The organism is Methyloglobulus sp. (assembly GCF_040079455.1).
Lineage (GTDB): Bacteria > Pseudomonadota > Gammaproteobacteria > Methylococcales > Methylomonadaceae > Methyloglobulus.
Genome location: NZ_JBEBKJ010000005.1, coordinates 25,011 through 43,161 on the forward strand (window position 1 = coordinate 25,011; position 18,151 = coordinate 43,161).

Here is an 18,151-nt window from a genome sequence, read left to right on the forward strand (position 1 = left end):
CTACCTCAATTTGCCTTTGCGTTATAACTAATCTACCCTCATCCTCATGATCTCTGACGACTTCCGAAAAATAACTCTGCTTGATTGGCTGGAGAATGACTTGCTTTTACCTGTCAATTGTTGCGAACCTGCTTCCAGCGATGCCAGTTTTCGACGTTATTTCAGGATTACCTTGCCAGATCAACAATTGATCGTTATGGATGCGCCGCCAGATAAGGAAAATATTAGGCAATTCATAAAAGTAGCCGAACTACTCAGCCTTTCCAACGTCAATGTGCCAACCATTTACCACCAAAACATCAATGATGGCTTCCTGGTATTGGAAGATTTTGGCTCACTCTCATTTTTAGATAAAATAAATGCAGACAATGCAACTGAGTTATATGGCAATGCATTAGACAGCTTGCTAAATCTACAAGCCAATATTGACATTAACAGTTGCGCCCTGCCCCACTACAATGAAGCCTTACTGCTAAGGGAGTTAGGTATTTTTGAAGACTGGTTTATCAAACAATCACTGGGAATAACAATTCCTACCGCAATCTGGGATAACGTCTGTAATATTTTGGTCAGTTCTGCGCTGGAACAGCCTGTAAGCTGCGTACATCGCGACTATCACTCGCGCAACCTGATGGTTTTAAAAGATAACTCTATTGGTATTATTGATTTTCAAGATGCTGTTATTGGCCCTGTGACTTACGATTTGGTGTCATTGTTACGGGATTGCTATATAGATTGGCCGCAAAATCAGGTTTATCCATGGATGTCCCAATATTACCAAAAACTCAAAAAAGCTGACATCATAGCCTGTGATTTGCCCCAATTTACACGCTGGTTTGACCTAATGGGAATGCAGCGACATTTGAAAGCTATCGGTATCTTTTCTCGGCTTAATCTTAGGGATGGTAAATCTGGCTATCTTAAAGATATTCCCCGCACCCTGAATTATGTCGTGGCACAAGCGCAGGCCTATCCAGAACTGGCTGATTTCCATGATTTTTTGCAACAACACGTCTTGCCCAAATACATAGGAATCAAATGAAAGCCATGATACTGGCCGCAGGGCGCGGCGAACGGATGCGGCCTTTAACCGACCACACCCCAAAACCTCTGTTGTCTGTTGCCGGAAGACCTTTAATCGAACACACCATAAACCAACTAGTATCGGCAGGATTTACCGAGATAGTCATCAACCATGCCCACTTAGGACAACAGATAGAAGACAAACTGGGTAATGGCGCACATTTAGGCGCGAAAATTATATATTCACCAGAAGATGAACAAGCACTTGAAACCGCTGGCGGCATCATCAATGCCTTACCGTTATTAGGAAACGAGCCGTTTCTGGTCGTCAACGGCGATATTGCCACTGATTTTCCATTCGCTGAGCTTAAAAAGATACCAGTCGATTTAGCCCATATAGTGCTGATTGACAACCCACCTCATCATCCACAAGGTGATTTTGCCTTAGATATCTCAGGCAACGTCATAGAAAACGACAAGCAACGGTACACATTTAGCGGTATCGGCCTATACCATCCCGATCTATTCAGCAAAAACCCGCCAGGAAAAAGTAAATTAGCACCTTTGCTGCGTGAAGCTATCACGGCAAAAAAAGCGACTGGGCAGCATTATTCAGGTTTTTGGATGGATATAGGTACGCCTGAGCGTCTACAGGAACTGGATAGGCATCTAAGGAAAGGTTAGGCGGTTCGCTCCCCTTAGGAAGCGCTGATTAAATTGTCATTTCGAGTGTAACGAGAAATCTTATTTACTCGGATTTATGTTATTTCAATGACTTATTAAGATTCCTCCTGATGGTCGGAATGACATAAACAATTATTCGACACTTCCATTACTTACTAAAAGCAATAAATTTCCGATAAGGCGAATCCTTTTGCCAAGTCAAACCTTCCATGTAATAGTGCATCAACGCCAGATAGCCCAGAAAACCGAGCGTGATTACCTTATAAAACTCCACACTCCATAGATAACGGGTTATAAAATTAGCCACATCATCACCGTAAGCCAGTAAAACAAAGGTCAGAGAAAATGAGATAACGGGCAAAACTATAAAAACGTGGAAATTACATCGGGCCGCATAACGGTAAATAAAATTCTGTGGTCGCCGATGATGTTTGTTGTAGTCATGCGTGACATAAAAAACATACGCAGTTGCATCATGCACAAACCGTGGAACAAGAACCGCCATAAAGTAGTGCTGCTGGAGAAATAAATAGAAACAGGTGAGTACTAAAAACACGTTAGACCAGTAAAACCATCGTCCAAATTCGGTGCTTACATGATGTTGATTTACAAATGCCGCAACCAATAGCAGCAAACAGCCCAAGGCAGCGGCATGTTTGATCCAGTAAAGTTGATCTGCTGCCAAACTGTTCCGCAAGAATATGCCAATATAGATCGCAACACCCGCAGCCACACTCAGTGTTAACAACAACTTAAACACCGACTCTGGCAATTGGCAAACGCCACGCGCTACTCCATATTGTTGCTTAAGTACATGATAAATCGTCCAAATTGCCACAAGGATAAAAAGAACCCAATAAGGTAACAGCATGTTACCCAAGATATAAGCGGCAGCAATAGCAACCGTCATGAGAATAATATGACGCTTATAATGCTTCAGATAATCTGGGTTACTTACCAACACAATATTACTGGCGATAATATGCGGGGTTCCAAACAAGATTTGGAACAAAACAAAATGAAACGGATTGCTAGGCAGGTATTCTTTCAAGAAATCCTGCCAAAACCAGTGATCAAAGCATTGAAGGGCTAAACATACCGGAATAATTCCATATAGCCCTAACAAAAGGCGAAACGAGACCGCCTGTTTTTGGTCACATAAGGAATCGTGAATGGAAACTGACGACGCGGACATGGAGCTTTACTCGTTATCTACTTTAGTTGTTATTATGATTTAAGATAAGGTTGTAAATTAAACCAAAAATATAGAAAATTTCAAGTGGATTTTTAACCCTTTCACAATTTTTTCACGCCCGAATAGCCATGACATTTCACCTCCATCCGCAACTGCAAAAAGACTGCATATTTATTGGAAAACTGACTTTATGTCGTTTGCTGCTGATGAATGACAAGCAATTTCCTTGGTTTATCCTGGTTCCTGAAGTTGAAGGGATTACGGAAGTTTATCACCTTGATAAGCAACAACAAAGCCTGTTGATTGAAGAATCGAGCTTGTTTGCCGAACGGCTAAATGAGATTTATAAGCCAGATAAGCTCAATATTGCAGCGATTGGCAATTTAGTGCCACAACTTCATGTGCATCATGTCGTGAGGTATCGTACCGATAAGGCCTGGCCTGCGCCGATTTGGGGGAAGTTTCCTGTAATTGCTTATTCCGAACAGCAATTGACAGAGACGGTAAACCTAATTACCGATGAACTTGGCTTAGTTGGCTAGATTTTTAGATAAACATCAATGAAATAAATGGTAGGCTGGATTGAGGTGCGAAATCCAGCCATGGGCTTCAGGCAAGTAAAGATTTTCGCGGTAAGTCGTTATTTTGCGGAAGCTTGTTTTGGGCATCCCAGCCCAAGCAGGCGGCAAAAAACTTAACGCGACCGCTTCGCTTAATGCCTGCGGTTGCCCCCCAGCCGTCCTGCTGCTCCCAACAAGGGGTATAAAACATCGTTGCGCAATGACTCGACGCGATTTCGTAAAGCTGCGCATTTTCACGCCGCAAACAACTCTTCGTGAAAACACAAAGATTTTCAGCGAAAGTAGTTAAGTCTGACAATTGGCAAACACCGATAAATTGAAGGAGACAACGCAATGACATCGCCCTACAAGTTCACAAAGAAAGCCACAGTTGTTCCCGCGTTGCTATTCGGGCAGATATAAAAAAACCGCTTTCATCCATGATTTAGGCGGTTTTTTTGAGATTAAAAGGCGAGTTACGCGTGACATAGCTTTTTTGTAGGCTTTCCTTTCTGCACTTGGGAACGCCTTGTAAATGGTATACGACGCGGGTATCCAACCGTAATAATAAAAAAGGGCGGTTTCCCGCCCTTTGCGTAGCTTATAAAGCCTTATTTTTTAGCAGGGGCTTCTGCTGCTGGTTTCGCAGCTTCTTTTGCTGATACTGCAGCAGCAGGCGTTGCTGTTCCGGCAGGGGCTGGTGTAGTTACAGCTTTCGGCGCTTCGTCCTTAAGTGGTACTAGAATCTCTACCTTGGCTTGTTTACGCAAACCCTCTACCATTTTCTGAATTTTTTCACGTTGCAACATGGGTGTCAGTTGTTCTTTGACGGCTTCCAGCGGTGGCGCGGCTTGTTTTCTGGAATCTTCTCTGAAAATAATATGCCAACCGAATTGGGTTTTGACAGGCGTTTTGGTGTAATTGCCCTTTTCCAGTTTGGCAACGGCTTCGGAGAACGGTGCCACCATCTGGGTGGAACTAAACCAGCCTAAGTCACCGCCATTTTGCGATTCTTTAGCATCCAAAGAATGCTTATTTGCCAGTTTGGCAAATTTTCCGCCTTTATCTAATTCGGCAATCAGTTTTTTGGCTTCGTCTTCAGTTTTCACCAGAATGTGGCTGGCTTTGTATTCGGTGCCATTTGCGCCGCCCACTTTGCTGTCATATTCTTTTTTGATTTCAGCGTCGGTGATGGGGTTGGCTTTCAAGTAAGCTTGCAAACTTGCTTGAGTCAATATTGCTTTTTTCGCAGCATCCAGCTGGGCGACAACTTCTGGCGTTTGATCGAGCTTTTTTTGCACGGCATCTTGTACCAAGATTTCGCGCTGAACCAGTTCATCAACTAATTTTTCCTTAGGAAAAGAAGGGGGCTGGCCTTGGCTGCGCTGAGCCAGATCTTTTTCCAAGTCTTCCAGTGTTTTTTTGCTGATATATTGACCGTTTACGCTGGCGATAGCATCTTCTTTTTTAACGGAAGGTGCAGACGAGCCAGTCGACCCTTTAGGGTCACAGGCGGTAAGAATGGCTGCGCTTGCAATAAATAAGGGGATAATTTTTCTATTCATTAATGGATTCCTTTGGTTTCTTCTGAGGGTGAAAGGGCATTGATGCCTAAAGCATGAATTTCTTGTTTCATCATATCGCCTAATGCTTTGTAGATTAGCTGGTGGCGTTGTACTAGCGATTTTCCGTCAAATGCGTCGGCGACTATTTTAACATGATAGTGGCCGCCGCCGCTTTTAGCGCCAGCGTGACTAGCATGGGCAGCGCTGTGGTCGATAATTTCAAGTATTTGCGGGCTAAACGCTTCATTCAACAAACGCTTAATGGTTTCGGATGTCATTGTGGAAATACCTTCTTAAATGGCTTAACGGTTACTTTGGAATAGACTTGAGCTGCTACGTAAGGGTCTGCATTAGCCCAGTATTGTGCGTCTTGTAAACTTTCAAATTCTGCTATGATCAGGCTGCCGGTGAAACCTGCCGCACCAGGGTTATCGCTATCTATTGCGGGGTGTGGCCCTGCCAATACCAGTCTTCCAGTATTTTGTAGATCTTGCAGCCTTTTAATATGGGCAGGCCTGGTGGTTAACCTCAACTCCAAGCTATTGGCGACATCTTCACTGATGATTGCGTATAACAAGGATTATTCCTCAGTTTCCGGGATGTATTTATATAAAAAAATCATCTGCAGCACAATAAACACTACCATCAATCCCGGTACGCCAAAGGTTTTAAAGGTAACCCATTGGTCTGTGGTGTAATTGAACATGACATAAACATTTATAAATCCTACGATGATGAAAAAACAGCCCCACATCAGGTTTAAACGCCGCCATACAAAATTAGGCAAGGTTAAGCTTTTTGACATCATTCGCTCGACAAAAGGTTTTTTGCCGATAAATTGACTACCGATGAAAGCAATGCCGAATAACCATTCGATGATTGACAGCTTCCATTTTATGAATTGCTCGTCGTGCAGCAATATCGTCGCGCCGCCCATAACAACGATTAACCCCAGTGTTATCCATTGCATGGTTTCCACTTTACGGTATCTAAACCAGGCATAGCTGACTTGTAAGACCGTTGCGACAATGACTACAGCAGTCGCGACATATATGTCATAAAGCTTGAACGCAATAAAAAATAGAAGAATTGGAAAGAATTCGAAAAGCTGTTTCATGAAGATGGGGGGCGTATTTAATTTTTTGACAGGTAAGTGAGGTCGAATTTTGGTTAGGCCAAAGCCAGACGAATAGTAGTACTTGCAATCCATTGGTTTATCGCCTTCCTGGAAACCATTTTAAGATATTGGGCTAATAAGGTCACTTAATGTTGGCGTTGAGAGAGCTTAACTGAACAATAGTTCAATGTCTGAACGTTTAGGTTACTTGCAACTTTCTTATAATCTTTGGTTGATAAATAGAATCAATCATCTAGCTTTGCTGCTTTTACTCTGATTATTGTAAGGCCAATTACCCTCAATGTACATGTTTTGATTGTGAATTCTGCTAAAATGGTGGTTCATTTAGGAGATGGTTCGTGGACGATAACACAAAAATCCGGCTTGAAGCGGCTGCGTTCAGGCGCTTAATTCATCACTTACAGGCGCATACGGACGTTCAAAATATCGACCTGATGATTTTGGCTGATTTTTGCCGAAACTGTCTGGCGAAGTGGTATACCGCTGCCGCCCAAGACCAAAATGTGGATATGGATTATGAGCAGGCTAGGGAATACATTTATGGTATGCCCTACAAAGAATGGCAAGCTAAATATCAGGGTGAGGCTACACACGAACAACTTGCTGCTCTAGCTAGCAAGATAGAATCGAAATCATGACCCAGCAAGCAAACTACGATGCCCTATTTTCTGGCGTTATTGGGCAAGATTATGAAATGCTCAAGCTCATTTGTCCGTTGATGACAGAAATGAGCCGCTTAGTAGGGGAAGCCGTCCGTCATTATCCAGCTTCACAAGATAAACTGAATATTGTCGAACTTGGCGGCGGTACTGGGATTACTACGTTGGCTTTGCTGTCTACCAGGGAAAACTCACATATTGCCAGCATCGACAACGAACCCACGATGCAAAATCAAGCCAAACAAAATTTAAAGGCATGGCATGAAAAAGGCCTGGTTACTTTTTATAATCAGGATGCCTTGTCGGCATTGCAAGCTATGCCTACTGCGAGTGTCGATATTGTTGCATCAGCTTACATTACATAACTTTCTCGACAGTTACCGTCAGGAGGTCATCTGTGAGTGTTATCGCATATTAAAACTCGGCGGACAATTCATAAACGGCGACCGCTATGCTTTCGACGATATTTCCCAACATACCCGCGTTATTCAGGAAGAAGTTGCGGGATATTTCAAAGTATTAACCAACATTAATAGGCTCGATTTATTAGAACACTGGATTGTTCACTTGTTTAGCGATGAATCGGAAAGCCGCGTCATGCGCGAAACTACCGCTTTGCAGCAATTACGGGGCTGCGGATTTTCGGATGTTAGCTTGACTCATAGAATCGAAGTGAATGCCTTGGTCTCGGCGATAAAGCCGATTTAGCAACAGAGCATGTGTTTTATTCAAAAGTTGAACCAAGAAAATGTCGGATAAAACCCACAACATTACTCATGCCAGGATATTGCTCGTAGAGGATCATAAAAACCTTGCCCAAGCCTAGCACCTATCTTGAAAGCAGCGGCCTCGTTATGGATTATGGCTAGATAGGCCGTGTGCGTTGCATTTTGCGACCACTCAACGTTGCGGGATTCATCTGCTCGGTTAGGCGGTTAGGAAATATGCTCACGCCTAAGCTAGGTCAGTACGCGCATTAAAAAACCGCCCTGATCTACGATCAAGGCGGTTTTCGGGATAAATAGCGATCCTTTCTTTATTTTGTACTGATGTATTTCCACAAAGCATCAACGGCTTGATCTTCACCGTAGCCCGCTTTGGTCACGGCAGCATTTTTCATGATCTCATCAATTGCTTTTGGCATACCACCACGACCATTTTTCAGTACATCTTCAAATATAGCTCTGGTGAGTGTTCCAGCCTTGATATTTGCGGTTAGTTGTGGGTTTGAAGAAATATCATGGCAAGTGCCACAGCCACGACCAAAAGCACGGTCGTAAATCTTTTTACCAATATCGGTGGATTCGTCAGCAAACGCTGCACCACTCAATGCAATTAACGCCGCACCTGCTAATGTTCCTAATGTTTTTTTCATGTTGACCTCTCTTGGTGGTTAAAAAAGAACCCAAACGTTATAAACGCTTAAGATTCGATTAATTATTCTTATTTGAAAGACAAAGGATAAGAAATATAAGCACATAATTCAAATGTTTTATTTTAAAACCCACTTTTATTTTCAGTGGAGCTATTATCGCTAAAAAATATGAACCTGAACTGAATGCCATTGAGTTAAGGAAGAGGATAGGGTAGGTATATGTTTTCATACCCACGCGGAATAACTCCACAAGGAGAGGGCAAATCATTTAACTAAAAGGCTTTGCCAAAAACCACTTAAGTTTGTCATGCAAGCTTACCACGGTGCCAATAATAATCAGTGTTGGTGCTTTAATAGATTGATTTTTAATTAAAACAGGCAAGGTTTCTAGTGTGCCGGTAATGACTTTTTGATTATTTGTTGTGCCTTGTTGTATCAAAGCGATAGGTAATTCCCTGGGGCTGCCGTGTTCAATCAGGGATTGGCAAATTTGCTCGAGCCCAACCAAGCCCATATAAATGACCACAGTCTGATTGGGCAATGCCAATTGTGTCCAGTTAAGATTTACACAATCATCTTTGAGATGCCCAGTCACGAAAACACACGACTGGGCATGGTCGCGGTGGGTTAGTGGGATGCCTGCATAGCTGGCACAACCTGATGCAGCAGTGATGCCAGGAACAACCTGAAAATGAATGCCCTGAGCCATTAAGGTTTCAATTTCTTCACCGCCGCGGCCGAAGATGAAAGGATCGCCGCCTTTTAATCGTGCCACCCGTTTCCCTGCTTTTGCTAAATCAGCCAGTAGCTGATTAATTGAAACCTGCGGTAAGCTATGGTTTTGCCGCTGTTTACCAACGTAAATTTTTTCAGCGTCCCTGCGGGCAAGATCGATAATTTCCGGTGATACTAAACGGTCATAAACCACGACATCCGCTTGCTGTAGCAAGCGCATCGCCCGAAACGTCAATAAGTCCGCGGAACCTGGTCCAGCGCCTATCAAATAGACTTCGCCGTTGTCAATGGTGTCGTTGTAATTGTTAAGTGCTTGGTTTAATAGTATTTCAGCGTTCTGATCATTTCCAGAAAAGACCTGCTCGGCAATAGTACCCTGAAATACATTCTCCCAAAAAATTCGCCTTTGTAGAGGTATTTTAATATGCTGTTTAACCTTATCCCTGAGTTTTTCAGCCAGGTTCGCTAATTGGCCATAAGCTGGCGGAATCACTGATTCTATTTTAGCCCTGAGTAAGCGTGCTAAAACTGGTGCGGAGCCACCAGAGGATATCGCAATAACAATCGGTGAACGGTCTACTATTGCTGGAAAGATAAAGCTACTAAGCTCAGGATTATCAACTACATTGACAGGAATGCTTTGTTCTTTGGCGGTTTTGGCAACTAAGGCGTTAGTTGCTATATCGTTAGTTGCGGATACGATCAACCGGAATTGTCGTAAATCAGTAGGACTAAATGCCGTTTGCTTTAGAGTCAATGGCGGTGATGTCTGCATTGTTGCTATCGTTGTGCTAATCTCATGCGCGATCACGGTTATTTTTGCCCCCGCACGAGATAACAATTCGATTTTCCGGGCGGCGACCTCGCCAGCACCCACGACAAGGCAATCTTGTCCTTTAAGGTTGAAAAAAACAGGAAAATAGTCCACTACAGGTTAATTCGTCGATTAGGATGTAAGTGCTATTATATGCAATCTCTAGCGCGGTTGAGATAGAAATTGAAATTAGTGATGTATGAATATAGTTTGGAAGTTGATGCCAGTGGCTTAAATTGTCCGTTACCGTTATTACGTTTAAAAAAAGCGCTGATGGAAGCACAAAGTGGCGACGTGATAAAAATCACAGCAACCGATCCTGCCGCGCACTTAGACATCGGTGTTTATGTTAATCAAACAGGGCATCAGCTTCTTGAATTGACAAGACAAGCCAATATACAGGTGTTTTTTATCAGGAAAAAATAAGCCATTGTTTTTTGAAACGATTAGCAAAACATCAAAAGCTCATGAGGATTAAATCAATCCGTATGCAATTTTAAGCAAATATCTAATGTATAATCAACGCATTGTGACTATTCCGGTTGGATTTTCCGTGCTTATTGTTACTCTATTGCTCCGGCCTTTTAAAGTTTTAAGTCAAGCTAATTGAATGTATTGATACGCATGGCTTTAATTCAGAAATAATTCAAACTTCACAAGGCCGAATCTATAGTAGGTATTTATACGTATATACCCACTTAGGTATCACGTAGTTAAATGTACTAGACAAAGAATTAATGGCTAGGGTTTATCCATCCGCACTGTGACACTGGTTACGATGCCTTACAAAAAAAGACTCTTTGAGGAGCTAAAAATGCTTAGTATGGAAAGAATAAGTAATAAGTCGCGTGATTTCGGGTTGGAATCGATACAAAGCTTGACTTCTTTGTTATATCGTCAAAAATGTACCTTGTCTCCAGACGATCAGGCAATCATTGACGATCTGCACCAAAATGGAGTTCATGTTACGTCGCTCGAACATTTATTCGAGGAGGCTTCGAAAAATATTATGGAGGTCTTTGCTAATGTGGCGGCTGACCTAGAAATCTCTGGTAGAAGCAATATGCCACATCACATGCAAGAAAAAGCTTGTTCTGTCGATATGGTTGGGAGTGACATTATTTCAAAATATCCTGAGATATTTTTTTTAGGTTTATCCCAAAGAATCCTGAATATTGCCGAAACTTATCTTGGCTTGCCAGCGGCTTATCATGGTGTTGCCCTGAGACGTTCATTAGTTGATGGTATGGAAACAGGCCCGCGCTTATGGCATAAAGATGCAGAAGATTTTCGGGTCGTTCGAATCGTAGTTTATCTTAATGATGTTGAAACTGCTGGCGGCGGCCCTTTCGAATATGTGCCGCGTTCGTATGGACTTAGGTATAAACAGCTCAATGGTATTGACGGAAAACTGACAGAGGAAAACATGCTAAAGGTTGTTCCTCACAATGTAATGCAGCAATGTTACGGAAAAGCAGGTACTGTTATCATTGCCGATACTGCAAATACATTTCACCATGAAAAATTACAAGTTACTCAACAAAGAAGCGTAGCTATGTTTGGTTTTTCAACTCGCTTGCCGAAGAGTCTATCTTTAGCGAAAAGCCATTTTCCTGCCGAAGCGATAGAAGATCAATTGAAACCATTGTTATCACCTAGCCAACTGCCCTATGTTTATGGATGGCGCAAATAGCCATAAGTAGTGAAATTGCATCAACTTTACAGGCATCTGTAAAATATTGGCCGATATGTTGTGTTAATTGGGGAATGTTAACTGTTCCTGAAAATGCTGGTTCGGGCAATCTTCCGTTCTCAGGCTAATAATCGGCCAATTTACAGCTTTTGCATAAGCACTGAGCTTTTCGTCGGGATCTACGGCGATGGGATTGTCCACTCGCTTTAGCAAGGGTAAATCATTGTGCGAATCACTATAGAACCAGCTATTTGCTAGCGTTTCCGAAGACTGTTCCAGCCATTCTTCCAGCTGCTTCACCTTGCCTTCCTGAAAACAGGGAATTCCAGTAAAGTTGCCTGTATATCGGCCATCTACAAATTCTGGAGTAGTCGCTAGTAAAATATCAATGCCGTATAACTTGACGATAGGTTCGGTCACAAAGCGGTTGGTGGCAGTAATTACCATCAGCGTGTCGCCATGTTTACTGTGTTTGTCGATGAGTTGTTGCGCGGGTTTTAATAGTAGTGGGCGGATGATGGTTTCGATAAATTCACTGCGCCACTTGTAAAGATCATCAGTCGTATTATCCGCCAACGGTTTCAGGGAGAAATGTAGGAACTCGGTTATGTCGAGCGTCCCTTGCTTGTAGTCACTGTAAAATTTCGCATTGGCTTCTTCGTAATAAGCTTTATCAACTAGGTTCTGGTCTACAAGAAATTGCCCCCAAAGGTAGTCGCTATCATCGGCTATCAGGGTATTGTCTAAATCAAAAATCGCTAAACTCACTGCTTTCCTATCTTGAAAAATTAAAGGGATATGCGCTATGGCATCTAGGCTTTTTTTATGGAACAATGTAAGGCAACTAATTTAATTCCATCCTGTCCTGCAATTCTAGCATACGCAAGCTGTAGGGGTAGGATAGGTGAAAGACAAAGGTTTTTTTAACATGATCGACTCAAAAGGATACCGACCCAATGTCGGCATCATCCTTTGCAATGACGAGGGTCGCGTGTTTTGGGCAAAACGGGTGGGTGTGGACTTGTGGCAATTTCCGCAAGGCGGCATCAATCAAAATGAAGATCCTGAGACAGCGATGTACCGAGAATTGTGGGAGGAAACAGGATTACAGCAGCAGCACGTCCAAGTGCTAGGCCGTACGCGCTATTGGCTGAGATACCAGTTGCCAGACCGTTACATCCGCAAAAACTCCATGCCGTTGTGCATTGGACAAAAGCAGATATGGTATATGTTGCGCTTGGTTAGCCATGAATCCAATGTGCGTTTTGATCTTTGTCGTAAGCCTGAATTTGATGGCTGGCGTTGGGTGGATTATTGGGAGCCGCTTAAGGATGTCGTGTATTTCAAGCGCAAGGTGTATCAGCGGGCAATGACTGAGTTGGGCGCTATTCTCACCATTGATTCAGTTCCGGTAGACGCGTCAGGCTATCTTGCATCGACGCTTGAGGTCAGCAAAAATAGACCTAAGCATCAATAACCCTGTGTGTTTGCCTGCACGCCTTTTAAGAATTCAGGCAAGCGGACGATATCTGAATCCATACTGCCGTCAGTGTACAGATTTATCCAGCGATAACCGGGAGATGTGTCGTCTAAACTAAAACGTTCGCTTTGGGGTTTGAATTGAAAACAGGTAGAGGGAGTGGTCAATACTCGTACACAATCGAGCTGAACATCCATAGCTTGATGAATATGACCATTGATGATGGTTTTCACCATTGGGTAAGGTTTGATAAGGTCGAATAATTCCTGGGCATTTTCAATCATCATGGTATCCATCCAACGGCTTCCCGTCGGCAGGCAATGATGATGGACGGCAATTAACGTATAAAAATTTGCATGTTCCTTTAATGTCTGTTCCAGAAATTCTAATTCTTCTTCCGGTAAATAGCCGCCTTCAGAGCCTGGGATTTGGCTATTCAGGCTAATGATTTGCCAATTTCCCAGCACCATCCGCTTACGGCAATTGACCTGTTCCGTGCAAAGCACCACTTGCATAATTTCAAGGTCATCGTGGTTGCCTGGTAAGCATACACATGGGATGTTGTACGTTTCAAGTTGGCTTAATATGTACTGATAACTTGCTGGGCAAGGGTCTTGAGCCAGATCGCCAGTAACTAAGCAAAAGTCGAAATTGCGCTTTGAGCTAAAAGCGTGTTCCAGGACTGCATTGAAATAATGGGCAGTGTTAACGCCTAACAGCTTTGCTTCCGATGTAGCCAGAATATGCGGATCGGTAATCTGCAATATCGAAAAATGAGAGGAAGATTCGCCCATATCTTTACTGTCATTCAATAATTTTACACAGCACTTTGGAGTTTCTTTCTGGGTTGTAAAGCGTTTTTAGCGATTCAGGAAGATTGTCTATCGTCGAAGGTTGGAAACCCCGCTCAATAAACCAGTGCGCCGTTTGCGTTGATAACAAAAATAGTTGCTTAAGCTTTAATTGCTTGGCTTTTTGACAGACGTGATCGAACAATCGCTGACCCCGCGCTGAGCCTTGATAATCAGGATGCACCGCAAGACAGGCAATTGCACCAAATTGACCTTGTTCATCAATATGCAGCGCCATGCAGCCGATAATAAGGCTGTCTATGTCTAGGACGATATAATCCGCGATTTCCATTTCGATTTTCTCTCGGGAGCGTTTTGCCAGCTTACCTTGCTGTTCCAAAGGTTTGATAAGTTCCAGGATACCGCCGATGTCGTTAAGCGTGGCCGGACGCAGCACCTCAAACGGCGTTGAGCTAACCAGAGTACCAATGCCGTCATGGCTGAACAGTTCCAGTAGCAAAGCGCCATCGACGGTTCTATCAATCAAATGCCCCCGCTTTACCCCTGCCTGGCAGCTTTGAATGGTGGCTTTAAGGGGCAAACCAAGGACATCGGGTGTATTTGGATGATTTTGCAAAAACAAGTCGGCTTCACCTGCTGTTATCTGACGAATAGGTTCGCCATTATCAGGATTTTGAAAACTTTTTTCCGTGAGCAATATCAACTTTTCCGCATTTAATGAAATCGCTACCGCTGTTGCGACCTGCTCGGCAGAAAGGTTGAAGACTTCACCCGTGGACGAGTAGCCAATTGGCGAAATTAACACCACATTTTTCTGCTCCAATTGTTGCTGGATGGCTTTGCTGTCAATGCGGCGCACTTCGCCAGTATGGCAATAATCAATGCCATCAATTACGCCTAAAGGTTTGGCGGTGACAAAATTCCCAGACGCGACTTTAAGTCCGCTACTTGCCATTGGCGAATTCGCCAAGCCCATCGACAATAAGGCCTCGATTTCCACGCGCACCGTACCCGCCGCTTCTTTTACGCATTGCAAGGCGATATCGTCGGTAATCCGCAGGTTACTATGGAATTGGGCAGGGTGGTTCAGCTTTTGTAAGCGCTGGTCGATTTGTGGGCGAATACCATGCACTAACACCAAACGTATGCCTAAGCTGTTCAGTAGGGCAAAATCATGGACATGATGATCGAAATCCTCAGCCAGCACCGCCTCACCACCAAAAGAAATGACAAAAGTTTTGTTTCGATGCGCGTGAATGTAGGGTGATGAGTTCCGAAACCAGCTTACAAAAGAGTTTTGAAAATCCATGTTTTGTTTATTGAAATGGGATTAATTGCGAATCACTGATGCAGTTTTACACCCTTTAATTAAGGGTAATTATAGCGGCGTTTTTGCAGGCTGTTTGTAAATATGAGGGGTGAAAATAGGTAATATTTACTTGATTTTAATAAAATCGTTAGGGCTGTTTTTATTTATTATCATGTGTATATACTCCGAACATACCTTTTTTAACTTCTTTCCAGGAAATTATATTAAATGATGTGAGCCATCACCCATTTATTATTGTATTCGCACAGCTCAGCAATGACACATAAGCTACACTTCGGTTTTCTTGCAACGCAAGTATAGCGTCCGTGTAAAATTAGTAAATGATGGGCATCTTTTTTATGCTTTTTTGGCACCCATTTGTCCAGTTTACGCTCTACTTCCAACACATTTTTGCCAGAGGCAATTTTGGTTCGGTTAGAAACTCGAAAAATATGGGTATCAACAGCAATCGTGTGATGACCAAAAGCCGTATTCAATATTACGTTAGCCGTTTTTCTGCCGACACCTGCCAAAGCTTCAAGTGCTTCGGGTGTTTCGGGTACTCGGCCATCATGTTTTTCCAATAACTGCTGGCAAAGAGTGATGATATTGGCGGCCTTGGCATTAAATAACCCAATGGTTTTGATGTAATTTTTCAGGCCATCCAGACCTAAAGCTAAAATAGTTTCTGGTGTATTGGCGACAGGGAATAATTTCACCGTTGCTTTGTTAACGCCTTTATCGGTTGCTTGGGCTGAAAGCACCACGGCGATTAAGAGTTCAAAAGATGTGGAATAATTCAGTTCGGTGGTTGGTTCGGTGATAGTTTCGGCTAATCGGTCAAAGATTGCCTGTCGTTTTTTCTGGTTCATCCGGTGTCTCTTTACACAGAAGAACGATCAATACCGCTATCAGAGCGCATTTTCAACAAGGCTTCTTTTTGCTTTTTTGACCGGTCCACTTTTTCGAGGGTCTCGTTTTCTTTACGTAAGTTACGCGCCTCATAGCGGCGCAGTGCGGTCATTTTTTGCGCGTATTTTTGCTCTGGAGAAGGCTGGATTGATAGTGGTTTCATCACGATGCAATCCACCGGACACGGCGCAACGCATAGATCGCAACCCGTACATTCCGCTGCAATCACCGTATGCATCAACTTCGCCGCACCCAAAATGGCATCCACCGGACATGCGGAGATACACTTGACGCAGCCAATACAGTCTTCTTCAACAATAAACGCGACATGCTTGAGTTTATGCGTCCCATAAGCAGGATTCAATGGTGTAGCTTTTAATCCTAATAGTGCAGCCAGTTCTAAGATGCCCTCGTCACCCCCAGGGGGACATTGGTTGATGTCAGCTTGCCCCAACGCAATTGCCTCGGCATAAGGTTTACAGCCTTTGTAACCGCATTGGCCGCATTGGGTTTGGGGTAGGATGGCGTTAATTTGGTCACACAAAGTCATGCTTGCACATTAGATAAAGATGAAAACACTCTGTTCTGTTATGTACTATCGAGGCTACTTAATGGCCAGTTAAAACCGGACACTTCCTAAGCCCTTTATATACAGGGCATCCGTTCAAATACTAACCTGATTAGCAAGATGCTTCAGCCAAACTCTGGGTAGTCCCCTTCTCCCTTCGGGAGAAGGTTGGGATGAGGGAATCTAAAAAGCAAAAAGCCTTATTGACCCCCTCACCCTAGCCCTCTCCCATGGGGAGAGGGGATCAATTCTTTTTAGCTGAAGTATCTTGCTAATCAGGAATATTAATGGCTATGGGCAGCCTAAAGTTGAGTGCGTTAATTTACCTTTGTACAGCACTAGATAAGCAATAACACTTAGCCCGACTCCAAAAGGCCGAAGTAAAAGCACTATTAAATGGAATTACTAAGGCAAACCAGGAACACCCAACCGTTGTATTTGCATGGCATTATTTCCTTGTTCGTAAGCCAGAAGTTTACCTTGTTTTTGCCAAAGTCGGAATGCCAAAGCATAAGACAACACCCTAATCGGGTAATCACGAGGGAGTAATTGTAGATAAGGTTGAATGGTAATAAAATCAGTGACACCGTATTTTTTCATGATAAAGCGAAGGCCACCATTGGCAGGGCCGATGTTATAAGCGAGCAAACCAAGAAACATATCATTCTTCATTTCCGCCAAGTAATGTTTTAGGGTTACAGCGGCAATAAAAGCGTTATGCCGGTGATCGGATAAAGATAATTGGTCGGTTTTCAAATGTTCTTTGGCTTCTTCAAGTACGGACTTAGGTATCGCAGTAATTTGGAATAAGCCGTGACCGCCGTCACGACTTTCTCTGGGCATAAAAGAAGACTCCGTTGCGGCAATTCCTTGTAAAAGGTTCTGGTCAATGTCAAATTCCGTCGCGGCTTCCGCAATGGCGGCATTATAGGGTTCTGACCGTTGCATCATTTTGTTGAGGTTGATCGAGTTATAGCGCCTGTAAGCTGCAAAAACTTGGTGGTTGAGAGTGACCCGGCTGGCTTCTTCCTTACCACCAACCAGAGTGCGAAATTGACCAATGGACTGGTTGAGCATATCTTGCCCAGAAATCAATGCAATCACCAAAACCAGAATGATTGCAGTTATCGGGATTAAAACGGCTGAATGGTTGTTTAAATAACGCCTTAGTTTCCACCAAACAACCAGAAAAAGGGTTGAAGCCACAATCAATGCCATAACACCGGCTGCAAATGGTAGTAAGTTTCCTAGGAAACTGGTTCCGGAAAATCCATTGGCAGCATTTCCGAGTACCACAACGATTCCATAGGTTACGATGATAGCAAGGAATAGCGTTTCAATCGTAAGGAACAAAAATTTTTGCCGGAAATTTTGCGGCGAAATCGTGGCTACCTGTTTTTTTGGGGACTTTTTGCGTGGGTTACGGTTGGGCAAAGAGTCAGCATTGTTACGCGCTTTTGTTGTGGGCGTTACGGGTTTATTCATTAATTTGGGTAGCAGCGGTCTGGGTCTGCTTAGCATTTAGGGTTGGTTATTAGATCCAGAAAAAATCTACGCTCCTAGGATCTGAGGCGCTTCATCTCAACCATAAAAGCACTGAGGCAAATGAGTGCATCCCCATAAGTGATT

At 43.3% G+C, this 18,151-nt stretch carries 23 protein-coding genes; 9 read left to right on the top strand and 14 right to left on the bottom strand.

Translation table 11 applies throughout. From position 1 onward, the window contains the following. Positions 1-46 precede the first annotated feature (46 nt). Positions 47-1,042 carry a phosphotransferase gene (locus ABL924_RS02250; protein WP_349025435.1) on the top strand — a complete coding sequence of 332 codons (996 nt, stop codon included), beginning with the start codon at positions 47-49 and terminating at the stop codon, positions 1,040-1,042. Beyond that, positions 1,039-1,707, top strand: a complete 669-nt coding sequence (gene murU / locus ABL924_RS02255; protein ID WP_349025436.1) for an N-acetylmuramate alpha-1-phosphate uridylyltransferase MurU — start codon at positions 1,039-1,041, stop codon at positions 1,705-1,707. Before ABL924_RS02250 ends, murU begins: the two co-directional genes overlap by 4 nt. Before the next feature lie 148 nt (positions 1,708-1,855). Here the strand turns inward: murU and ABL924_RS02260 are convergent, their stop codons facing one another. Further along, entirely contained in the window at positions 1,856-2,902 is a 1,047-nt protein-coding gene (locus tag ABL924_RS02260; protein WP_349025437.1) for a hypothetical protein, read from the bottom strand. Between the two features lie 128 nt (positions 2,903-3,030). On the opposite strand from ABL924_RS02260, the gene ABL924_RS02265 reads away from it, so the two are divergent. Continuing rightward, the gene (locus tag ABL924_RS02265; RefSeq protein WP_349025438.1) at positions 3,031-3,444 is read left to right on the top strand and encodes an HIT domain-containing protein; all 414 of its coding nucleotides are present in this window, start codon (positions 3,031-3,033) and stop codon (positions 3,442-3,444) included. Between the two features lie 67 nt (positions 3,445-3,511). Here ABL924_RS02265 and ABL924_RS02270 read toward each other — a convergent pair whose 3' ends face one another. The 5 genes from ABL924_RS02270 to ABL924_RS02290 all read right to left on the bottom strand — a co-directional run bounded on the left by ABL924_RS02270 (position 3,512) and on the right by ABL924_RS02290 (position 6,144). After that, on the bottom strand, positions 3,512-3,727 hold the full coding sequence (locus ABL924_RS02270; RefSeq protein WP_349025439.1) for a hypothetical protein: 216 nt from the start codon (positions 3,725-3,727) through the stop codon (positions 3,512-3,514). 346 nt (positions 3,728-4,073) lie between these two features. After that, on the bottom strand, positions 4,074-5,027 hold the full coding sequence (locus ABL924_RS02275) for a peptidylprolyl isomerase (RefSeq protein WP_349025440.1): 954 nt from the start codon (positions 5,025-5,027) through the stop codon (positions 4,074-4,076). Continuing rightward, entirely contained in the window at positions 5,027-5,305 is a 279-nt protein-coding gene (locus ABL924_RS02280) for a BolA family protein (RefSeq protein WP_349025441.1), read from the bottom strand. The genes ABL924_RS02275 and ABL924_RS02280 overlap by 1 nt, the downstream gene beginning before the upstream one ends. Then, a complete protein-coding gene (locus ABL924_RS02285; RefSeq protein WP_349025442.1) occupies positions 5,302-5,604 on the bottom strand; it encodes a YciI family protein in 303 nt (100 codons plus the stop codon). Before ABL924_RS02285 ends, ABL924_RS02280 begins: the two co-directional genes overlap by 4 nt. 3 nt (positions 5,605-5,607) lie before the next feature. Continuing rightward, positions 5,608-6,144, bottom strand: a complete 537-nt coding sequence (locus tag ABL924_RS02290; RefSeq protein WP_349025443.1) for a septation protein A — start codon at positions 6,142-6,144, stop codon at positions 5,608-5,610. Positions 6,145-6,503: 359 nt separating this feature from the next. On the opposite strand from ABL924_RS02290, the gene ABL924_RS02295 reads away from it, so the two are divergent. Genes ABL924_RS02295 through ABL924_RS02305 form a run of 3 tightly spaced genes read left to right on the top strand, consistent with a single transcriptional unit; the run spans position 6,504 to position 7,532 of the window. Continuing rightward, positions 6,504-6,803 carry a DUF1244 domain-containing protein gene (locus ABL924_RS02295; protein WP_349025444.1) on the top strand — a complete coding sequence of 100 codons (300 nt, stop codon included), beginning with the start codon at positions 6,504-6,506 and terminating at the stop codon, positions 6,801-6,803. After that, on the top strand, positions 6,800-7,189 hold the full coding sequence (locus ABL924_RS02300; protein WP_349025445.1) for a methyltransferase domain-containing protein: 390 nt from the start codon (positions 6,800-6,802) through the stop codon (positions 7,187-7,189). Before ABL924_RS02295 ends, ABL924_RS02300 begins: the two co-directional genes overlap by 4 nt. Continuing rightward, complete coding sequence (locus tag ABL924_RS02305; RefSeq protein WP_349025446.1) at positions 7,167-7,532, top strand: hypothetical protein; 366 nt, start codon at positions 7,167-7,169, stop codon at positions 7,530-7,532. Before ABL924_RS02300 ends, ABL924_RS02305 begins: the two co-directional genes overlap by 23 nt. A 328-nt stretch (positions 7,533-7,860) precedes the next feature. On the opposite strand, the gene ABL924_RS02310 is transcribed toward ABL924_RS02305, so the two are convergent. Together ABL924_RS02310 and cysG are read right to left on the bottom strand one after the other, a co-directional pair. Then, positions 7,861-8,199, bottom strand: coding sequence for a cytochrome c (locus tag ABL924_RS02310; protein ID WP_349025447.1), 339 nt, complete (start codon positions 8,197-8,199; stop codon positions 7,861-7,863). Between the two features lie 268 nt (positions 8,200-8,467). Further along, positions 8,468-9,862 carry a siroheme synthase CysG gene (cysG, locus tag ABL924_RS02315; RefSeq protein WP_349025448.1) on the bottom strand — a complete coding sequence of 465 codons (1,395 nt, stop codon included), beginning with the start codon at positions 9,860-9,862 and terminating at the stop codon, positions 8,468-8,470. A gap of 81 nt (positions 9,863-9,943) precedes the next feature. Here cysG and ABL924_RS02320 point away from each other — a divergent pair, with 81 nt between their 5' ends. Next, positions 9,944-10,174, top strand: a complete 231-nt coding sequence (locus ABL924_RS02320; RefSeq protein ID WP_349025449.1) for a sulfurtransferase TusA family protein — start codon at positions 9,944-9,946, stop codon at positions 10,172-10,174. Positions 10,175-10,562: 388 nt separating this feature from the next. After that, positions 10,563-11,441: a hypothetical protein gene (locus ABL924_RS02325; RefSeq protein WP_349025450.1), complete on the top strand. Its 879-nt coding sequence runs from the start codon at positions 10,563-10,565 to the stop codon at positions 11,439-11,441. A gap of 63 nt (positions 11,442-11,504) precedes the next feature. Here the strand turns inward: ABL924_RS02325 and ABL924_RS02330 are convergent, their stop codons facing one another. After that, positions 11,505-12,209, bottom strand: a complete 705-nt coding sequence (locus tag ABL924_RS02330) for an HAD family hydrolase (protein WP_349025485.1) — start codon at positions 12,207-12,209, stop codon at positions 11,505-11,507. Positions 12,210-12,369: 160 nt separating this feature from the next. Here ABL924_RS02330 and ABL924_RS02335 point away from each other — a divergent pair, with 160 nt between their 5' ends. Beyond that, the gene (locus ABL924_RS02335) at positions 12,370-12,918 is read left to right on the top strand and encodes an RNA pyrophosphohydrolase (RefSeq protein ID WP_349025451.1); all 549 of its coding nucleotides are present in this window, start codon (positions 12,370-12,372) and stop codon (positions 12,916-12,918) included. Here ABL924_RS02335 and cpdA read toward each other — a convergent pair. The 5 genes from cpdA to ABL924_RS02360 all read right to left on the bottom strand — a co-directional run bounded on the left by cpdA (position 12,912) and on the right by ABL924_RS02360 (position 18,007). Continuing rightward, positions 12,912-13,733 (bottom strand): 3',5'-cyclic-AMP phosphodiesterase, encoded by an 822-nt coding sequence (cpdA, locus tag ABL924_RS02340; protein ID WP_349025452.1) that lies wholly within the window; start codon positions 13,731-13,733, stop codon positions 12,912-12,914. The two genes, ABL924_RS02335 and cpdA, sit on opposite strands and share 7 nt — an antisense overlap. Further along, complete coding sequence (gene argA / locus ABL924_RS02345; RefSeq protein WP_349025453.1) at positions 13,726-15,042, bottom strand: amino-acid N-acetyltransferase; 1,317 nt, start codon at positions 15,040-15,042, stop codon at positions 13,726-13,728. The genes cpdA and argA overlap by 8 nt, the downstream gene beginning before the upstream one ends. A gap of 224 nt (positions 15,043-15,266) precedes the next feature. After that, positions 15,267-15,914: an endonuclease III gene (gene nth / locus ABL924_RS02350; RefSeq protein WP_349025454.1), complete on the bottom strand. Its 648-nt coding sequence runs from the start codon at positions 15,912-15,914 to the stop codon at positions 15,267-15,269. 11 nt (positions 15,915-15,925) lie between these two features. Next, on the bottom strand, positions 15,926-16,504 hold the full coding sequence (gene rsxB / locus ABL924_RS02355) for an electron transport complex subunit RsxB (RefSeq protein WP_349025455.1): 579 nt from the start codon (positions 16,502-16,504) through the stop codon (positions 15,926-15,928). 423 nt (positions 16,505-16,927) lie between these two features. After that, positions 16,928-18,007, bottom strand: a complete 1,080-nt coding sequence (locus ABL924_RS02360) for a transglycosylase SLT domain-containing protein (RefSeq protein WP_349025456.1) — start codon at positions 18,005-18,007, stop codon at positions 16,928-16,930. Between the last annotated feature and the right edge of the window lie 144 nt (positions 18,008-18,151).

Coding starts and splice junctions, on each gene's coding strand:
- ABL924_RS02250 (WP_349025435.1), top strand. CDS start 47: ATGATCTCTGACGACTTCCGAAAAATAACTCTGCTTGATTGGCTGGAG.
- murU (WP_349025436.1), top strand. CDS start 1,039: ATGAAAGCCATGATACTGGCCGCAGGGCGCGGCGAACGGATGCGGCCT.
- ABL924_RS02260 (WP_349025437.1), bottom strand. CDS start 2,902: ATGTCCGCGTCGTCAGTTTCCATTCACGATTCCTTATGTGACCAAAAA.
- ABL924_RS02265 (WP_349025438.1), top strand. CDS start 3,031: ATGACATTTCACCTCCATCCGCAACTGCAAAAAGACTGCATATTTATT.
- ABL924_RS02275 (WP_349025440.1), bottom strand. CDS start 5,027: ATGAATAGAAAAATTATCCCCTTATTTATTGCAAGCGCAGCCATTCTT.
- ABL924_RS02280 (WP_349025441.1), bottom strand. CDS start 5,305: ATGACATCCGAAACCATTAAGCGTTTGTTGAATGAAGCGTTTAGCCCG.
- ABL924_RS02290 (WP_349025443.1), bottom strand. CDS start 6,144: ATGAAACAGCTTTTCGAATTCTTTCCAATTCTTCTATTTTTTATTGCG.
- ABL924_RS02300 (WP_349025445.1), top strand. CDS start 6,800: ATGACCCAGCAAGCAAACTACGATGCCCTATTTTCTGGCGTTATTGGG.
- ABL924_RS02310 (WP_349025447.1), bottom strand. CDS start 8,199: ATGAAAAAAACATTAGGAACATTAGCAGGTGCGGCGTTAATTGCATTG.
- ABL924_RS02320 (WP_349025449.1), top strand. CDS start 9,944: ATGTATGAATATAGTTTGGAAGTTGATGCCAGTGGCTTAAATTGTCCG.
- ABL924_RS02325 (WP_349025450.1), top strand. CDS start 10,563: ATGCTTAGTATGGAAAGAATAAGTAATAAGTCGCGTGATTTCGGGTTG.
- ABL924_RS02335 (WP_349025451.1), top strand. CDS start 12,370: ATGATCGACTCAAAAGGATACCGACCCAATGTCGGCATCATCCTTTGC.
- argA (WP_349025453.1), bottom strand. CDS start 15,042: ATGGATTTTCAAAACTCTTTTGTAAGCTGGTTTCGGAACTCATCACCC.
- nth (WP_349025454.1), bottom strand. CDS start 15,914: ATGAACCAGAAAAAACGACAGGCAATCTTTGACCGATTAGCCGAAACT.
- rsxB (WP_349025455.1), bottom strand. CDS start 16,504: ATGACTTTGTGTGACCAAATTAACGCCATCCTACCCCAAACCCAATGC.
- ABL924_RS02360 (WP_349025456.1), bottom strand. CDS start 18,007: ATGAATAAACCCGTAACGCCCACAACAAAAGCGCGTAACAATGCTGAC.